The sequence below is a fragment of the Xanthobacter sp. genome (genome assembly GCF_041911315.1).
Lineage (GTDB): Bacteria > Pseudomonadota > Alphaproteobacteria > Rhizobiales > Xanthobacteraceae > Xanthobacter > Xanthobacter aminoxidans.
In genome coordinates, this window is sequence record NZ_JAYRPE010000029.1 from 1 (window position 1) to 18479 (window position 18479).

An 18479-nucleotide genomic window follows, 5' to 3' on the forward strand; every position below is an offset into this window, starting at 1 on the left:
CGCCTTATCCGGAGAGTCCGGCGACCGCGCTGCGCAGCCTGGAGGCTCCGCGCGGACGCCTCTTGCCACCCACCACCACCAAGGCTCAAATCAACCTAGGACTCTCGTTATGGCTGGATGAGAAAAGGGGGTCACGTCACCTCGCGGCGCTCCGTATTCGCCTTGCCGGAGCCGAAGGTGGGCCTCGCCGCCCTGGCCGGCGGCATCCAGCGCCTGCCGCGGGAAATCGGCCTCAAGCGGGCGATGGGCATGATGCTCACCGGCCGCCGTGTCGGCGCGCCGGAGGGGTATGATCTGGGCTTCGTCACCGAGGTGGTGGAGGGCGACGTGCTCGCCGCTGCCCGGCGCTGGGCGGCCGATATCCTCGCCTCCAGTCCCATGTCGGTCCGTGCCACGAAGGAGGCAGCGTTGCGCGGCCTCGACGTGCCGCTGGCGGAGGCGCTGAAGGAAGAGTGGGACTATCCCGCCATGAAGGCCATACTGACCTCCCAAGACGCCGTGGAAGGCCCCGCTGCGTTCGCCGAAAAGCGCGTCCCGGTCTGGACGGGGCGATGAAGATTCGGCAGCCCGCAGCCTAAGTGCAAATCCATCCGAATGCTAAATGCTCGAAAACGGAACGTTTTCTGTAAGAAGCCCTAATGCCAACGCTTGGCCCCGACCATGGGTGAGTAAACGCAAGGCATGGTACCGGGCCTGCCCGTTCTCTCCTCCATCGACTGGCGCGCGGCCGCGCTCTCCGCGATGGCCATGCTCGCCATGGTGCGGCTCAGGCTCGGGATACTTCCCACGCTGGTGGCCTGTGGTGTGGCGGAGGTGGTGCTCTCGGTATTGGGCTTGGGGAGCCGGCCTTCGGTCCTGGCGGCGGCGCCCTTGCGGATACTGACGCTCTCGACGCACAGATTCTCAGGCGGCTTTGTCCCGCGATTGCGAACACGGCCCGGCAGAAACCAACTGCCCGCTTGCACACATTCCGTCACTGGTAACGAACCGGCCAACACCTAACCACATAACCCAGAAGCTGGTGGGGCGCGTAGTCGGGTGTGTGTGGGTTCAAGGGCGGGAGTTCAGTATTTTTGCCCCGTCAGCACCAAAGAGGCGATCTGCGCTGCCGCTTGGTCATCTGGAACGTCTTGGGCGGTCGGAGTAGCGTCAACGCGTTTGCCGGCGACGAAACACAGAGGTGGCAGCTATGTTCTTCAAGCAACTTCTTAAAGGCATCGGTCGCCTTGCCTCCGGTGAGACAATAAGGCAGATCGACACTCCTGTCCCATCCGTTGGATCGAACTACAAAATTTCACTGTTCCTAAAGACAAAAGACAAAATTCCGTACGTTGTTCTAGCTCTTCTTGCGCCAGGCAACCGCCAGTATTGCGTGATGGAGGTGGATGAATTCCAATCCCTTTTCACTGCCATGGCCGAGATCCGATCGGACGCAACTCGATTGTCGCAGGCAAGCCGCGTCGAAGGAGAATAGGCTCGGCCCAAGTGTCATTTCTCATGCTCCCGATGGCCGCGCTCGCCGCGCAGATCCTCAACGGGTGTGGGAGGCAGCATGAGCGGCTGCGTCCCGTCTCTTCCCGCGTGATCCTGGCTGTTCGCCGGATAGTGCCATCAAGGAGCATCGCTCCGATTTGTTGGCACTTGTGTTGGCACTAACTTGATATAAGACTAAAATTTATAAATATTTTCAACTAGATATGCGAAAATTGAGGTGCCCTCACCCGGCACCATTTCCCGGTCGGCCCACGTCGATTGACGCCGATAACTCAAACAAAATCAACGGACTGAAAGCCCCGCTCGTCGGAGGCCGCCTTTGGGCATCTGCTGGCATCGTCAGGTGCCGACAAATCCGGATGCCAACAATATGGCGCTTTCCGATGCCGTCGTTCGTTCCGCCAAGCCCCAGCCGCGCCCCGTAAAACCGTCTGGCGGAGGCGCCTCCACCCGCTCGTGACGCCCACCGGCGGCCGTCTTTGGCGCTTGGCGGACCGATTCGATGGCGGCTGGGGACTACCAAGCACTCGCTCTACGCGTGGGGGAAACGGTACGGCAACGACGTCCTCGTCCGACAGCCCGTCGTTGCCGGTGACAGCCAATGCTGCCCGTATCTCGCGGCAACTCAACTCGCGCGCGCGGCACCGGTGATCCGGCGGGTGGAAAGCGCCCCATATTCGAATAATTCAAATTATTATCTGAATGCAAACACCCCATCACTCAACCAACCATCATCCATTTTTGGGCGACTATTTATTATAGTTCCAAATCAACGTGATTGATCCCTCAGGTCAGACCGGATAACCCCTCCATACTCAATTCAAATATTTCTCCTGCCCCACCACGATGACTGCGAAACCTGATGCCGCTGGCGATCTGATGCTGGCTTACATGCGCCAATGGCACGACCTGCGCGGCCACCTCAGCAGGCGCGTGGGTTCGCGAGACCTTGCCGAGGAGGCGCTCCAGGAGACCTGGCTACGGCTCGCCGGCATGGGGCAGGCGCGGGCGGAGGTGCGCGACTGCCACGCCTTCCTGCTGCGCATTGCGGGGAACATTGCCATCGATCTGCTGCGGCGCGAACGCCGTCATGTCGCGCGGCAGATCAGCAACGAGGCCGTCCTGCGCGAGATTGCCGACGCCGCCCCCTCCCCCGAGGCCTATGCCCTGCACCGCGACGAATTGCGGGTGCTGGTGGCCGCCCTTGCCGAGTTGGCGCCGAAGCCTCGCGCCGCCCTGCTGCTGAGCCGCTGCGACGGGCGGACCCATGCGGAGGTCGCGGCGCACCTGAAAGTCTCCGAGAGCATGGTCGCAAAATATCTGGTGCTGGCTCTGCGTCACTGCCGCGACCGCCTGAGGGCATTGGGCTAACCTCAAGGGTTCGTTGAGACATACACGCATGACGCACACGCCGCCCCCGTCCTCCGCAGCGGTCGCCCGCCCCTCCATCGCGGCGAGCGATCGCGCCATTGAATGGGTCGTGCGTGTGCATTCGGGAGCGCCGGAGGCTGAAGCGGAAGCGTGGGCCTTCGCCCGCTGGCGCGCGGAAAATCCCGAGAACGAGGCAGCGGCGCGGGAAGCCGAGGCGCTCTGGCATGGGCTCGGCGGTGCCGGCGTCCTGGCCCGGGACGCGAAGCGCAAGGCGTCGCGGGAGAAGATCACGCGCCGAGCGTTGATCGGCGGCGGCGCCTTCGCCGTCCTGGGCCTCGGAGCGCTTGCAGCCGGCGCCGTCCGCGATCGCCTCGCCGCGGATGTCGCGACCGGCGTCAACGAGGTGCGGACAACCGAACTGCCGGACGGCTCACGCGTCCTGCTGAATGCCAGTACGGCGCTGGCGCTCGATTTCAGTGCAACGGAGCGGGGTGTGAGACTGCTATCCGGGCAGGCCATGTTTACCGTGGCGCGCGATCCGGCGCGGCCGTTCGTCGTCACCGCGGGGGACGGGCGGACCCGGGCCATAGGCACGGCCTTCGACGTGGACATCCGACCCGATGGCGTGGTGGTGACGGTGGTGGAGGGCGTCGTCGCCGTGGCGACGGCAACCGGCGGAGCAGGTGCCATCCTGCGCGCCGACCAGAGCCTGCGCTATGACGGACGCGGCCGCGTCATCGGCCCGCAGGCGGTGAATGCGGATGCCGCAACCGCCTGGCGGCGCGGGAAGCTCATCTTCGATCGCCGCCCCCTGGTGGAGGTGGTGGCAGAGCTTCAGCGTCACACCCACGCGCGCATCATCATCGCCGGCAACCGCCTCAAGGGCCTGGAAGTGACAGGGGTGTTCGAGTTGGACGACCCCAGTGCCGTGCTGGAAACCATCGAGCAGACGCTCCCGGTGCGGGTCGTGCGCCTGCCGCTGATCAACGTCATCCTCTGATTGGAAAAAAAAGTCGCCCGCGCCGGTGCAAGGTCGCCGGGCTGGTTTCGTCCTTGTCCTTGAAGGTCCTGAACGGCGGCGCGCTGGCGGGCCGGCCTCAAGGAGAGAGACGATGGCGGCGGTTGGGAATGGCGTCCGGCGACGGGCGCGCGGAGCGGTGACACGAACGGCATGGCTGACGGGTGCAGCCATCTGCGCCCTGGTCGCGACAGCCTCGGCCGGTCGTGCGCAGTCTGGCGAGGCGCCCCCCGGCATCGCCTTCAGCATCCCTGCGCAGGATCTCGGCAGCGCGCTCACGACCTTCGCCGACAAGGCCGGCGTACGCCTGCTGTTCCCGTCTGATCTGGTGGCTGGGCGCCGCACGCCCGGGTTGACCGGCACCTATTCGCGCGATGCCGGGCTGGCGCGCCTGCTGGCGGGAACCGGCCTCGTCTACCGCTTCACAAGCGCCAACACGGTGACCATCACGGCGCCTCAGGCGCAGGGCGCGACAGGGGCCGGCGACGCATGGCTCGGCATGGTGGATGTGCAGGGTGAGGACACCCAGCAGGTGGTGGCGCTGGAGACCTCGGCCGGGACCAAGACCGAAACGCCCCTCATCGACACCCCGCAGTCCATCAGCGTGGTGACGCGGGCGGAAATGGACCAGCGCGGCGTGCAGGACTTCAATTCCGCCGTGGCTTACACGCCGGGCGTGCGGGCGGTGGACTATCCCGGCGGCCAAGGCATGCCGGACATCTATATTCGCGGTTTCCGCGCGATCGACCAGAATGCCAATTTCCGCGACGGCCTGCGCAACGGCTTCAACAATTATGACGCCGACATCGAAGTCTATGGCCTCCAGCGCCTGGACGTGGTGAAGGGGCCGGCCTCGGCTCTTTACGGCGCCGGCACGCCGGGCGGCATCATCGATGCCGTCACCAAGCGCCCGACATCCACGCCGCTGCACGAGATCGAGATTCTCGGCGGCAGTTACGACCGCATCCAGGGTGCCTTCGACATCGGCGGACCGGCGACCGAAGACGGGACCTGGCTCTATCGCCTCACCGGCCTGATCCGGGACAGCGGCACCCAGATCGACTATTCCCCCGACAACCGCATCTACATCGCGCCTGCCGTCACATGGCAGCCGAACGCCAATACATCGCTCACCCTTCTCGCCAATTACCAGAAGACGGAAAAGGGCGGCTCCGAGCAGAGCATTCCCATGGCCAACAGCCTTTTTCCGCTGGGGCCGAAGATCTCGCCCAGCCTCTATCTCGGCGCCCCCGGACTGACCAGCTGGAACGTGGAGAACACCTCCGTCGGCTACGAATTCAAGCACAGGTTCGAGAATGACTGGCAATTGGTCCAGAATGCCCGGTACGCTCACGCCGATGTGGACTATAACTCCGCCTGGGGCTGGGACTGGCCCATCGCGGTGGTCGACAACAAATACTACAATGTGGGCGTTCAATTGCGGCCCAAGGTGGCGGACAGCTTCCTCATCGACACCCACCTCTCCCGCGATTTTCAGACTGGGCCGCTGACACACAAGATCCTGATCGGCATCGACGGGGGGTGGTACAACTCGACCGAAACCCGCACGAATTCCACCAACTACAACTCCATCAACATATTCGCGCCGAACTACAACTTCATCTACACATTCGGTCGTCCCTGGTCCGACAGCGAGAGCACCATCTCCCAGATCGGCGTCTACGCGCAGGACCAGGTGGCCCTCAACAACTGGCTGCTCACCTTGAGCGGGCGTCAGGATTGGGTGCGCAACGAAGAGGCCAACTATTATTCCCGCACCCTCCTCGCGGACTCCGGCCTTACGGACCAAATCGCGACGGCCAATTATTCTGCTTTCACGTGGCGTGCCGGTCTTGGATACAAGTTCGACAACGGCGTGATGCCCTACGCCAGCTACGCGACCTCTTTCCTGCCGGTGGCCGGGACAGACTTCCGTGGCCAGTCCTTCAAGCCGACGACCGGCGAGCAGTACGAGGCCGGCATCAAGTATGAGCCGCAGGGCTGGCGGGCCCTGTTCACGGCGTCCGTCTTCCAGATCACCCAGCAGAACGTGCTCACCACGGATCCCGTCAACGTGGGCTATTCGGTGCAGGACGGCGAGGTGCGCTCGCGCGGCATCGAGCTGGAGGCGAAGGCCAATGTCACCGCCAATCTCGATATCATTGCCTCCTATACCTATCTCGACGCGGTGGTGACGCAGGCCAACCCCAACGAGGCGGGCATCAGCAAGGTGGGCACCGCGCCGTCAGGCGTGCCGCACAACAGCGCCGCCCTCTGGGCCTACTACACGTTCCACGAGGGCGCGCTGGACGGGCTCGGCATCGGCGCCGGCTTGCGCTATGTGGGCAGTTCCTGGGCGGTGATGAACGAGAGCAACGGCGGCCAGGTCGCCATTCCCGGCTATACGCTGGTGGACGCCTCCCTCCGTTACGACCTCGGCAAGCTCAATGAGCAACTGCGCGGTGCCACCTTCTCGCTTTCGGGCACCAACCTTTTTAACACGGAATATTATACCGCGGGCTTCTACGCCAACTCTGTCATCTACGGCACCCGACGCACCATCTACGCATCCCTGAACTATCGCTGGTAGGCGGCCGGCGTCATGCCCGGCCCGATCTTTGATACCAGGCGCTGGGACCGGAAGACGCCGGACGCCGCCCTCGACAAGGCGAAGGGGCTGCGGCGACGGCGTAGAAGTCACCACGCCATCGCGTCCGTCTCGCCCCTCGTGGCGAGGCCGGCTCACGCTGCGCCGCACATTGACGGCGGCGTGGGAACGAGTGCCCATACGTAGCCGCAACATCAGAAGCGCTCTTGAGCACGATCTGCACGGCTGGGGCGAACGTTCATGACTTACATTGTGCTGATAGCGGTCGGAGGCGTTCTGCTGCTGCAGTGGAGCGGCGCCATACCGATGGATAGCGTTGGCGGCGCGCTGGTGATCGCGGCCGCTGTGATCCTGGGTTCGCTGGCGGTCGCGATCCACGAGGCATGGACGAAGCGACGGGGCGTCCTCGGCTGGATCGTCAACATCGTCGTCTCGTTCGCGGGCGCGTTGCTGATCGCTCCACTCGCCGGCGGCGTGATGGTGGCGCTGCTCCTTCCGTTCATGGACGGAGCGTCGTCACTGGCTGCGGCCGGCGGGGCCAGGATGGCCATCGCGCTTTCCGGCCAAATGGCCCTCACGCTCCTGGGCTCCTGGGGCGCGCTGTGGCTCTTGAACCGTTGGCGATGAGCCCACTGGGCGCGCCCCGGCGGCGTCTACTGTCCGACGGCGTCCTTGACGCACTTCGTGGTGAAGCTGGTCTGGGCGGCGCCGCGGAGCTTCTTGTCGGTCGCCTGGGTGTTGCAGGCCGCCGTCGCGTCCTTCTGGCACTTGGTGAGGAAGCTGGTGCGGGCCGCGCCGGCGAGCTTCTGCGCATCGGCATTGGCGACGCAGGTGTCAGCCGAGGCGGCGACGGCCGAAAACGACAGCAGGGTGAGCGCGATTGCGAGCGTCTTCATGATTCCCTCCCACAGGTGGAGACGGGAGGCTATCACCGGCCGGGACGGCGTTCGATGGTGACCAAGCGTCAGACGCCGAACCACCGGCACCACAGCCTGACGATCGGGTCCAAGAACAGGACCGGGAACAAGAGTATCCACGCCGGGTGCATGTCGAGCCCCCCTGGATGCTTTGAGGGGCATCTCGACTGTTGGCATATCGGGCCGAAGCGCTCCGGCTTTTGGCGGCCATCCTGATCGGCAAGACGTCCGCTGACCATGAGGAAGACTTCGCCTTATCGCCGTGCTTGACATTCCGGGCGGCGTTGGGCTCTCTCCTCGCCATGCTCCGAACCTCGGGATGGCACTTTGCACGTTTGTGGTCGCTGGCGCTGCGCCGGCTGATCGCGGCCTGCGTTGTGCTGTCCATGGTTGCGGCCCCCGTCGCCGCCGGGCTCGTCACCCATCATTCGGACGATCTGGACAGCCCCGCCTTCGCGGCGGCCGTGTCTGGTGCGGAGGTCGCCCTTCCGCTCGCGGCTGCAAAGGATGTGGCCGTCGACAGCGCCAAGAGTGGCGCCGCCGCCCAGACGAAGCATGTCGTTCCCTCCGCAGACCATGACTGCCATGGCTGCGCCGCGGTGCTCCTCCCCGCTGCCGATGCCACCCGTTTGGCCGAGGTCGTGGCGGTGACGGGCACCACCATCCCGGCGCTCGGCTCCGGCCGCGCCGTTCCCGCCGACCCCCGCCCCCCGCGCGCCTGATCCCTTCTGTTCGCACGCCGCTGCGCTGCATCGGCCCATCGCAATCAGAATCCGGATCAGATCATGCCGCCCCGTGCAAACGGGCAGGCTCTCGCGCTCGCGCTCGGGGCAGCATTCGCGCTGCTTTCCGCTCTGCCCGGCCGCGCGGAGACCCAACGCCCGCTGACCCTTACCAGTGCCCTTGCGAGCGCGCTCGCAGCCAATCCGCGGCTGACCGCCGCCGAGCGTGACATCGGCATGGCCGCCGGCCGCGACCGGCAGGCCGCGGCGCTGCCGAATCCGAACCTCTCGCTGGAGGTGGACAACGCGTTCGGGTCCGGCCCCTATCAGGGGCTGGACCTTGCCGAGCAGACGCTTCAGATCAGCCAGCTGGTCGAGCTGGGCGGCAAGCGGGAAGCTCGCATGGCGGCCTCCGGGGCCGGCATCGGCATCGCCCGCTGGGAGCGCGAGGCCATCCGCCTGCAGGTGCTGGCGGAGACGACAGCTGCCTTCGCCGGCGTCCTCGGCGCGCAGCAGCGGGTCAACATCCTCCAGGCCCAGGCCGAGGCCATCGGCCGCCTCGCGCCGCTCCTTCAGCAGCGGGTGGAGGCGGGCGCATCCTCGCCGTCCGAAATCTCCCGCGCCCGGGTGGCGGCCGATTTCGCGCGGGTGGAGCTGGACCGCGCCAAGGCGGCCCTTGGCACTGCCCGGCGGGAGCTGGCCCTCCTCATGGGCCTCGGGGCGGCGAATTTTTCCCGCGCCACGGGCAATCTCCTCCGCGTGGCGCCCCCGCCGGCGCTGCCGCAACTGCTGAAATCCGCACAGGGCAACCCGCAGCTCACCCGCTTCACCGTGCTCCAGGCGCAGCGTCGCGCCGAGCTGCGCTCGGCCCAGGCGAAGGCGGTGCCAGACGTCACCCTCGGCGTCGGCTACCGGCACTATAACGAGACCGCCGACAGCGGGATGATCTTCACCCTGTCGGTTCCCATCCCGCTGTTCGACCGCAACGAGGGCGGCATCAGCGAGGCGCGGGAATCCCTCCTCAGGGCCGAGGCGGAGGAGGCGATCGCCCGCAGCGCGTTGATCTCCCAGCTCGGGCGCGCCCACGACCAGTTGAAGGCCGCCTTCGACGAGGTGACGCTGCTGCGCGGCAGCACCATTCCCGGCGCACGCAGCGCCTATGAAGGGGTTGAGACCGGCTACACCCAGGGCCGCTACACGCTGCTGGAACTGCTCGACGCGCAATCCGCCCTCTCCGAGGCATCCCTGCGCGAACTCGACGCGCTCGTCACCTATCACACCGCGCTCGCGACCATCGAAGGCCTCACCGGCCGTCCCGTCGCCTTCGCCAAGGGAAAATCCAAATGAGCCGCTCGGCGCGACGTGACCTCGCGATGCTGCTCGTCGGCCTGCTGGCCGGAGCGGGTGCCGTCTACACATTCTCGGACCGCGCCGCCCCGGTGGGCGGCAGCCAAGCGGCGGAAGACGGCCACGCCGAAAAGGCGGGAGGCGACCACGGCGACAGCCATGGCGAAGGCGCCGTCGAGCTGGACGACGCCAAGCTCTCCGCCGCCGGCATTGCGCTGGAGACGGCCGGCCCGGGCACGCTCAGGCAGACGCTCCGGCTCAACGGGCTGGTGCAGACCAACCAGGAAGCCGTCGTCCAGGTGACGCCGCGCTTTCCCGGCATCGTCCGCGAGATCCGCAAGCGCATCGGCGACACCGTGCAGAAGGGCGACGTGCTCGCGGTGATCGAGAGCAACCAGAGCCTCACCAGCTACGACCTGAAGGCGCCCATCGCCGGCACCGTGGTCGACCGGCAGGTGGCCTTGGGCGAATACGCGTCCGACCAGAAGCCGTCCTTCGTGGTCGCGGACCTCTCCACGCTGTGGGTGGATCTCTCCGTCTACCGGCGCGACTTCGCCCGCGTGCGCGTGGGCGACGCGGTGGCCATCGACCCGGACGACGGGGCGCCGCCCATCATCGGCAAGGTCTCCTACGTCTCGCCCATCGGCTCGGCCGATACCCAGTCCGCTCTGGCGCGGGTGGTCATTCCCAATGACGGGTTGAGGCTGCGGCCGGGGCTGTTCGCCAGCGGCACCATCACCCTCGCCGAGCAGCCCGTGGACCTCGCGGTGCGCCTCTCGGCGCTGCAATCCATCGAGGGGCGCACGGTGGTCTTCGTGCGCAACGGCGACGCCTTCGAGCCCCGCGACGTGGAGACCGGCGCGCGCGATGGCGCGTTCGCCGAGGTCGTGTTCGGCCTCATGCCGGGCGACGTCTACGCGGCGAAGAACAGCTTCGTGGTCAAGGCGGAACTCGCCAAGGGGAGCGCCAGCCATGAGCACTGAGACGGCGCTCCAGCGGGAGGGCGCGCGATGATCGACGCCATCCTCGCCTTCTCCATCCGCCAGCGCTGGCTGGTGGTCCTCGCCTGCCTGATGGTGGGCGCGTTCGGCGCGTGGAACTTCACCCGCCTGCCCATCGATGCGGTGCCGGACATCACCAACGTCCAGGTGCAGATCAACACCCAGGCGCCGGGATTCTCGCCGCTGGAGGTGGAGCAGCGCATCACCTTCCCGATCGAGACCGCCATGGGCGGCCTGCCGGGGCTCCAGTACACGCGCTCGCTCTCGCGGTACGGGCTCTCGCAGGTCACCGTGGTGTTCCGCGACGGGACCGACACCTACTTCGCGCGCCAGCTCGTCAACGAGCGCATCCAGCAGGCCAAGGATCAGCTCCCGCAGGGCGTCGAGACCGCTCCGGGGCCGATTTCCACCGGCCTCGGCGAAATCTACATGTACACGGTGGAGGCGAAGCCCGGCGCGAAGAAGCCGGACGGCACGCCCTTCACCCCCACCGAACTGCGCACGATCCAGGACTGGATCATCAAGCCTCAGCTGCGGACCGTGCAGGGGGTGGTGGAGGTCAACACCATCGGCGGCTACGAGCGGCAATTTCATGTGCTGCCCGATCCTGCCCGGCTGATGGCCTATTCCATCTCGTTCCGGGACGTGATGACGGCGCTCGCGGCCAACAATTCCAACGTTGGCGCGGGCTATATCGAGCGGAACGGCGAGCAGTATCTGGTGCGCACGCCGGGTCAGGTGGCCGGCGCCGAGGACATCCGCGAGATCGTCATTGGCTCGAAAGGCGGCACCCCCATCCGCATCGGCGACGTCTCCGAGGTGCGCGAGGGCCGGGAGCTGCGCACCGGAGCCGCGACGCTGAACGGGGAGGAGGTGGTGCTCGGCACCACCATGCTGCTGATTGGAGAGAACAGCCGCACCGTCGCCCAGCGCGTGGCGGCGCGCCTGGAGCAGATTTCCCGCTCCCTGCCAGAGGGCGTCGTCGCCCGCGCCGTCTATGACCGCGCGCACCTGGTGGAAGCGACCATCGCCACGGTGGAGAAGAACCTGCTGGAAGGCGCGCTCTTCGTGGTTGTCGTGCTGTTCGTGCTGCTCGGCAATTTCCGCGCGGCGCTGGTGACGGCCTGCGTCATCCCGCTGTCCATGATGCTCACCATCACCGGCATGGTGGAGAACAAGGTCAGCGCCAATCTCATGAGCCTCGGCGCCATCGACTTCGGCATCATCATCGACGGCGCGGTGATCATCGTCGAGAACTGCCTGCGGCTGCTCGCCGAGGAGCAGCACCGGCGCGGCCGCCTGCTGACGCGCGCGGAGCGCTTCGAGACCATCCTCGCGGGCGCCAAGGAGGTGATCCGGCCGAGCCTGTTCGGCACGCTCATCATCGCCGTCGTCTATCTGCCCGTGCTGACCCTCACCGGGGTCGAGGGCAAGATGTTCACGCCCATGGCCATCACGGTGCTGATGGCGCTGGCGGCGGCGGCGCTGTTCTCCATGACCTTCGTGCCGGCGGCGGTGGCGCTGCTCGTTACGGGCAAGGTCTCGGAGCACGAGAACTTCATCATGCGGGCGGCGCGGCGCGTTTACACGCCGCTGCTGGACACCGCCATCAACCTGCGCGCCCTCGTGGCCGTCGGTGCGGCGGCGCTGGTGATCGCATCGGGCGTCGCCGCCTCCCGCATGGGCGGCGAATTCATCCCGAGCCTCGACGAGGGCGATGCCGCCATCCAGGCCCTCCGGGTGCCCGGCACCAGCCTGACCCAGTCGCTGGAGATGCAGCAGGCGCTGGAGAAGGCTTTGCTCGGGGTGCCGGAGGTGCGGGAAGTGTTTGCCCGCACCGGGACGGCGGAGGTCGCGACCGACCCCATGCCCCCCTCCATCTCCGACGGCTACGTGATGCTGAAGCCGCGCGCCGAATGGCCGGACCCCGGCAAGGCCAAGAGCGCGGTGATGGAGGACATCGAGAAGGCGGCCGAACAGGTGGCGGGCAGCAATTACGAGCTGTCGCAACCCATCCAGCTGCGCTTCAACGAGCTGATCTCGGGCATCCGCTCCGACGTGGGCGTGAAGATCTTCGGCGACGATCTCGACACGCTGCTCCAGGTGGCGGGGCAAGTGGAGGCGGTCATGCGCGCGGTCCCCGGCGCCGCCGACGTGAAGAGCGAGCAGGTCTCGGGCCTGCCCATGCTCACCGTGGCCCTGAACCGCCCGGCCATGGCGCGCTACGGCGTGAGCGTGGCGGAGGTGCAGGAGCTGATCGAGATCGCCGTCGGTGGCCGAGAGGCCGGTGTCCTGTTCGAGGGCGACCGGCGCTTCGACATCATCGTCCGCCTGCCGGAGAACCTCCGCACGGACGTGGAGGCGCTGCGGGATCTGCCCATTCCCCTGCCGCCGGCCGCGCCGGAACGGGCAGTGCGCGCCGCCTGGACGCCGGCCGCCACGGGGCAGATTCGCTATGTGCCGCTCTCGGCCATCGCCAGCCTTTCGGTGTCGCCCGGCCCCAACCAGATCAGCCGGGAGGACGGCAAGCGGCGCATCGTGGTGAGCGCCAACGTGCGCGAGCGGGACCTCGGCTCCTTCGTTTCGGAAGCCCAGCGGCAGGTGGCCGAGAAGGTTCGGCTGCCCGCCGGCTACTGGATCGGCTGGGGCGGGCAGTTCGAGCAACTCGTGTCGGCGACGCAGCGCCTCGCCATCGTGGTGCCCATCGCGCTGCTGCTCATCTTCCTGCTGCTGTTCATGAGCTTCGGCTCCATGGCCGACGCGGCGCTCGTGTTCTCCGGGGTGCCGCTGGCGCTCACCGGCGGCATCGCGGCATTGATCCTGCGCGGACTGCCGCTGTCCATCAGCGCCGGCATCGGCTTCATCGCCCTGTCCGGCGTGGCGGTGCTGAACGGCCTCGTCATCATCGCCTTCATCCAGAAGCTGCGGAGCGAGGGGCGCGACATCGTCAATGCCGTCCGGGAGGGGGCGCTGACGCGCCTGCGCCCGGTGCTGATGACGGCGCTGGTCGCCTCCCTCGGCTTCGTGCCGATGGCCATCGCCACCGGCCCCGGCGCGGAGGTGCAGAGGCCGCTGGCCACGGTGGTGATCGGCGGCATCGTCTCCTCCACCATCCTCACCCTGCTCGTGCTGCCGGCGCTCTACGTGCTGTTCCGGCGCGAGCCCAAACCTGCCGCGCCGCCCGAACCCGCGGCTGCGGCAACCCACTGACCCCTCAAGGAGAAACCTCATGCTCAAGAGCCTGATCGTCGCCCTCAGCCTCGTCGCCGCCGGCCCGGCCCTCGCCCAGCACGCCCACGGCGCGCAGAAGGGGCCGACCGGCGGCCCCATGGAGGACGTGGCGGGCGTTCATGTGGAGTTGGTCGTGGCCGGGGAGGCCGTGACCTTCAACCTGCTCGACGAGGCGGGCAAGCCGCTCGGCGCCACCGGCTTCACAGGCTCCGCCATGGTCGCGGCCGGGACCGAGCGCAAGACGCTGCCGCTCGCCCCCGCTAGCGAGGCCCTCGCCGGGAAGGCTGCCGCGCCCGTCGCCAAGGGCGCCGCCGTGACCCTGCTCATCAAGACGCCGGGCGGGAAGTCCGGTCAGGCGAAGTTCACGGCGCCCTAGGCCGGCACCGATGGCGCAGCTTCGCAGGCTCGGCGGCGCGGCTGCAGCCGTCATCGCCTTGCTCGGTCTCGGGTCGCCGGCGCTGGGCCTGGACCCGAGACCGACCACCTATCGCGAAAGGCTGAAGCACGACTTCCGCGATGTGCAGCTCGGCCTCGCGCATCCCGCACCCGACGGGCGCAGCACGCCTGTCGGTCCTCCGGCCACGCAGGGACGGTCCCGGGGGCCAACCACAGCCCCCGGCACCCCCGCCACACCGATTACGAAAGGCACGCCATGAAAAGCCCGCGCTACACAAGCCTCATCTGCCTCACCCTCAGCAGCCTTGCCGTGGGCCCGGCCCTCGGAGGCGGCATCCCGCCCGCGCGGCCAGCGAGCGCCTCGGACGCCGGCTGCGAGCATGGCAGCGCCGGCGCACACAACCTCTTCTGCGCGAAGACCAAATCGGAATGCATCAGCAACAACCGCGCATTCCGGCCGCACGAGATCACCCATTGCACCATTCGCAATGACCAGTGCATGCGGGTGTGGGGCACGGCCAAATGAGGGCGGCGGCGTCTTCAGCGTGGATGCTGCATCTTCTGGTGGCGGCCGCATCACCTCTTGCGCTCGGGCCGGCGCAGGCGAGCGAGAGCCACAATGAGCGCGATCTGATCCGGGCCTTCACCTTTCAAAACCTCACGGTCTATTGCGGCCAGTTCACCCCCGCCGCCCTCTCCCAGACGGTCGGAAAGGACGGCGGGATCAACGGGCTGGCTCACCATGTGAAGGCGGAAGCCGCAGCCGGGCTCGCCGAGGCGGACGCCGATCGCCTCCTCCGGCGCTCCGCGGATACCGCGCGCGCCCTCGCACTGAGCGCGGTGCGTCTGCATTACGACGCAGATCGCGAAGTGGAAAACGCCCGCATCACACAATGGTGCGACGCGGTCGTGGTGCCTGCGGTGCGGCGGCATATTGAATCGCATGGTGCAGCGGAAGAGGGTGGCCTGACGGCGACGGAGCAGCGCCGGCCTTGAGCCGGTCTCACTCAGAACGCCGCTGGCGCCCCTTCATCACCGAGCACGCCTCCCGGCAGGTCCCCATGTGCGTTGTGGAGCATCGGCGCCAAGCGTTTCATATCCCGCCCCAGCGGATAGAAATACTCCCAAGGGAGGCGGCCATGAACACCGGAATTGTCTTCGCACTCGTCTCGGCCGGCCTGTTCGGCGCAAGCACGCCGCTCGCCAAGCTGCTCCTTGGCGCCATCGATCCGTGGATGATGGCCGGCCTGCTCTACCTCGGGGCAGGTGCGGGCCTCGCCGCCGTGCATCTGTCCCGGGCCGCGCTCCGGCTGCCGGCGGTGGAGGCGCCGCTGCGGCGGACGGACGTGCCGTGGCTCGCGCTGGTGATCCTTGCCGGCGGCGTCCTCGGCCCGCTGCTGCTCATGTTCGGCCTCGCCCGAACCGACGGCGCGAGCGCATCCCTTCTCCTCAATCTGGAAGGTGTGGCGACCATGGCCATCGCCTGGATCGCCTTTCGCGAGAATGTGGACAGACGCCTCCTTCTGGGCGCGCTCGCCATCCTCGCCGGCGCGGCGCTGCTGTCATGGCAGGGCCGGGCGACGCTCGACCTCGGCGCCATGCTGATCGCCGGCGCCTGCCTGTGCTGGGGCATCGACAACAATCTCACCCGCAAGCTCTCCTCTGCCGATCCCGTGCAGATCGCCATGCTGAAGGGCCTGATCGCCGGAACCATCAACCTGGTGATCGCGCTCGGCCACGGGGCGGCCTTCCCTTCGGCAGGGGCCGTGGTCGCGGCTGCCGTGGTCGGCTTCTTCGGCTATGGAATCAGTCTCGCCCTGTTCGTGCTCGCGCTGCGCCATCTCGGCACCGCGCGCACCGGCGCCTATTTCTCGCTCGCGCCGTTCGTGGGCGCGCTCCTCGCCATCGCGCTGCTCGGCGAGGCCCTTACGCCCCAGCTCGTGATTGCGGGCCTCTTCATGGCGCTCGGCCTCTGGCTGCACCTCTCCGAGCAGCATGAGCACGAGCACGCCCACGAAGCTCTGGAACACGAGCACCGCCACCGCCACGACGCGCACCACCAGCACGCCCACGAGGCGGGCATCCCGGCCGGCGAGCCGCATAGCCACCGGCACCGGCACACGCCGATGGTGCACCGGCATCCGCACTACCCCGATATCCACCACAGGCACGGCCACGGCGCGTGACGTCTGAGACCGGATTGCGCGCGGATCATCGATCGCGGCCGTCCGTCGTCGAGGCTTCCCTATATGCTCGAAATCCCGTCCCATAGGGACAGGACAAGAGACGGAGGCTCAGATGCGGGAGGGACAGGGACCGGATCTCATCCGACGCATGGCGCCTCCCCCCATGCGGCCGCCGCGCCGGTACCGCGCAGTCCTCGCGGGTGCGCTGGCTGCGGTGCTCGCCGCCATGCCTGGTGTGGCCGAGACACAGAGGGCATCGACCTCAACGTCGCCGGAGCCGGTGCGGATGGTGCTGGATCGGCCTGCCCTGAGCATGGTCGAGGCCAAGGGATGGTCGTTCGCCGCGCTCATGGGCGCGCCCGGCGCGGCAACGCTCGATGCGTTGAAGGCCCGCAGCCCGCTCTATGGCGACCTCTCCCGCCAGCTCGGCGACGACGTGAAGGCGCTGCGGACGGAGATGGCGGCCAACAAGCGCCCGCTGTTCGAGGTCACCGACGACAATGTGGGCCGGATCATCGACCTGCGCTGGCTCGCCTCGCCTTTGGCCAGCTCCCGCCTCGTCGGCGTAGTCAACCGCACCGACCGGCGCGATTTCACCGCGCTGACATCCCGGCCGTCCTGCGGCGAGGTGCGCCTCATCTATCGCCTCGCCTATCGCTTCCGCCGGGGGGCCCTAGTCTATGCCTCCCGTCTGCCGGTGAACATCAATGCGGTGTTCGACGTGCCCGCCGCGGCCGGGGTCCCCTGCCCCGACCTCGCCCGCGCCTGGACGCCGCCGCACGCCGATATGGACGCGACCGAGACGGCGAACTGGCTGGCGACCGGGCCGCTCGCGGGCCTCGCCTTGCGGCAGATCGAGATCAACGCCCAGGTGGTCCGCCTGCCGTCCGGCATGGAAACCGAGCTCGGCGGGCAGGCCATCTATCTCATGCGGGTGTTCCGCATTGAAGTAGACCGCGCCATTCCAAAGCCGCTGGAGAACACGCCGGATGTCGCGCGGCTCGGCGCCGATGCCGCATTGAAGGCGCGTCTGGTGGACTATCTGCGCGCCCACCTGCCTGAGATCGACCGGGGCGTGTACCAGATCCCGGACGAGTTCCTGGCCGACAAGGCCCTCTCCTTCTCCACCTTCGGCAGCGCGCGGACCGCCAACCATCCCTTCGCCAGCCTGTTCACGCCAACGGATTTTGCGGGCCTGCCCTATGCGGATCTCGGCTACGTGACCTCCCCGGCCGGGTTGATCGCGCGGCTCGATGACGGAACCTGCACCGGCTGCCATCAGGGCGCGGCGACGGCGGGCTTCCATCTGATCGGCCATGACGAGCCGGACGCCTCCCCCTTCAACGTGGTGAAGGTGCCCATCTCGCCCCATCTTTACGCCGAGGATGCGCGGCGGCGCGCCTATCATGCCGCGCTGGCGGAGGGACGCGACCCCGACGTGTTCCGGCCGCTCTCCATCGCGCCGCCGGCCTCGTGGACCGGCGCGACCCCGCATGCGCCGATGCCGGCGGCCGCCACCATGGCATGCCTGCTGCCCAGGGAGCCGGCGCCCTTCAAGGACGGATGGAGCTGCGGCGGGGCGTTCTCCTGCGAGGCCATCGCCCACAATCCCCGCCTGCCGGTGGAGACAGGCCAGTGCATGCCGACGCAGGACAAGGGCCGCAACAAGGGCATCGTCTCCGGCATGGCCTGCCTCTCCGGCGAGATCGTGCCCGGCAGGGCGCCCTATCTCGATCGGTTCCGCATCCTCCGGCAGATCAACAGCCCTTCGGCGACGGTCTCGCCCACCGCCTACAATTGCCGGCCGGCGAAACTCGGCGTGCCGGGCGGCGCGGCCTATCGCCAGTGCACGCCGGCCGAGCGCGCCTTCTCGGGATTCGCGGCGGGCCAGGCACCGGCGGAAATCTGCGCCCTGGTCGGCGGCAAGGCGTTCGACTTGTGTGTCGCAACCGACAACTTCGCCAAATGCATGGATGCCAGCGTGGTCCGAGGCAACCGGCCGAGCTGTGGCACCGGCCGCTTCTGCCGCGAAGACTTCATGTGCCAGGCCCTGCCGCCAAACATTCCCGGCGTCGCCCCGGTGGCACGGGACAACGGCTTCTGCTCACCCACCTATTTCGTGTTCCAGATGCGCATCGACGGCCATCCGGATCCGATCCAGGGCGTGAAATAGATCCGTCGGGCGGGC

At 67.6% G+C, this 18479-nt stretch carries 15 protein-coding genes and 1 pseudogene; 15 read left to right on the forward strand and 1 reads right to left on the reverse strand.

Translation table 11 applies throughout. From position 1 onward, the window contains the following. Positions 1–135 precede the first annotated feature (135 nt). The 6 genes and pseudogenes from ACE3QW_RS10630 to ACE3QW_RS10655 form a co-directional block, all read left to right on the forward strand. Positions 136–555: pseudogene (locus ACE3QW_RS10630) on the forward strand (enoyl-CoA hydratase-related protein); the annotation flags it as partial. Positions 556–1189: 634 nt separating this feature from the next. Beyond that, positions 1190–1474, forward strand: coding sequence for a hypothetical protein (locus ACE3QW_RS10635; protein ID WP_374251477.1), 285 nt, complete (start codon positions 1190–1192; stop codon positions 1472–1474). An 899-nt stretch (positions 1475–2373) separates the two neighbouring features. Continuing rightward, on the forward strand, positions 2374–2865 hold the full coding sequence (locus ACE3QW_RS10640; protein WP_374251478.1) for an RNA polymerase sigma factor: 492 nt from the start codon (positions 2374–2376) through the stop codon (positions 2863–2865). A 28-nt stretch (positions 2866–2893) separates the two neighbouring features. Next, a complete protein-coding gene (locus ACE3QW_RS10645) occupies positions 2894–3865 on the forward strand; it encodes a FecR family protein (RefSeq protein ID WP_374251479.1) in 972 nt (323 codons plus the stop codon). Between the two features lie 157 nt (positions 3866–4022). Next, positions 4023–6473, forward strand: a complete 2451-nt coding sequence (locus ACE3QW_RS10650; protein WP_374251480.1) for a TonB-dependent siderophore receptor — start codon at positions 4023–4025, stop codon at positions 6471–6473. A 258-nt stretch (positions 6474–6731) separates the two neighbouring features. Continuing rightward, positions 6732–7118: a hypothetical protein gene (locus ACE3QW_RS10655; RefSeq protein WP_024279861.1), complete on the forward strand. Its 387-nt coding sequence runs from the start codon at positions 6732–6734 to the stop codon at positions 7116–7118. 26 nt (positions 7119–7144) lie between these two features. On the opposite strand, the gene ACE3QW_RS10660 is transcribed toward ACE3QW_RS10655, so the two are convergent. Beyond that, complete coding sequence (locus tag ACE3QW_RS10660) at positions 7145–7387, reverse strand: hypothetical protein (RefSeq protein WP_024279862.1); 243 nt, start codon at positions 7385–7387, stop codon at positions 7145–7147. A 221-nt stretch (positions 7388–7608) separates the two neighbouring features. Here ACE3QW_RS10660 and ACE3QW_RS10665 point away from each other — a divergent pair, with 221 nt between their 5' ends. From ACE3QW_RS10665 to ACE3QW_RS10705, 9 genes are all read left to right on the forward strand, one after another. After that, positions 7609–8130 (forward strand): hypothetical protein, encoded by a 522-nt coding sequence (locus tag ACE3QW_RS10665; RefSeq protein ID WP_374251481.1) that lies wholly within the window; start codon positions 7609–7611, stop codon positions 8128–8130. A gap of 63 nt (positions 8131–8193) precedes the next feature. Continuing rightward, positions 8194–9477, forward strand: a complete 1284-nt coding sequence (locus ACE3QW_RS10670) for a TolC family protein (RefSeq protein WP_374251482.1) — start codon at positions 8194–8196, stop codon at positions 9475–9477. Continuing rightward, positions 9474–10460 carry a divalent metal ion exporter adaptor subunit IhpB gene (gene ihpB / locus ACE3QW_RS10675; RefSeq protein ID WP_374251483.1) on the forward strand — a complete coding sequence of 329 codons (987 nt, stop codon included), beginning with the start codon at positions 9474–9476 and terminating at the stop codon, positions 10458–10460. Before ACE3QW_RS10670 ends, ihpB begins: the two co-directional genes overlap by 4 nt. A 27-nt stretch (positions 10461–10487) precedes the next feature. Further along, on the forward strand, positions 10488–13688 hold the full coding sequence (locus ACE3QW_RS10680) for an efflux RND transporter permease subunit (protein WP_374251484.1): 3201 nt from the start codon (positions 10488–10490) through the stop codon (positions 13686–13688). A gap of 19 nt (positions 13689–13707) precedes the next feature. Next, positions 13708–14085, forward strand: a complete 378-nt coding sequence (locus ACE3QW_RS10685) for a hypothetical protein (RefSeq protein WP_374251485.1) — start codon at positions 13708–13710, stop codon at positions 14083–14085. A gap of 276 nt (positions 14086–14361) precedes the next feature. Then, positions 14362–14631, forward strand: a complete 270-nt coding sequence (locus tag ACE3QW_RS10690; RefSeq protein ID WP_374251486.1) for a hypothetical protein — start codon at positions 14362–14364, stop codon at positions 14629–14631. A gap of 23 nt (positions 14632–14654) precedes the next feature. Continuing rightward, complete coding sequence (locus ACE3QW_RS10695; RefSeq protein WP_374251487.1) at positions 14655–15101, forward strand: hypothetical protein; 447 nt, start codon at positions 14655–14657, stop codon at positions 15099–15101. Between the two features lie 143 nt (positions 15102–15244). After that, complete coding sequence (locus ACE3QW_RS10700; RefSeq protein ID WP_374251488.1) at positions 15245–16291, forward strand: DMT family transporter; 1047 nt, start codon at positions 15245–15247, stop codon at positions 16289–16291. A 286-nt stretch (positions 16292–16577) separates the two neighbouring features. Next, on the forward strand, positions 16578–18464 hold the full coding sequence (locus ACE3QW_RS10705) for a hypothetical protein (RefSeq protein WP_374251489.1): 1887 nt from the start codon (positions 16578–16580) through the stop codon (positions 18462–18464). Positions 18465–18479 lie beyond the last annotated feature (15 nt).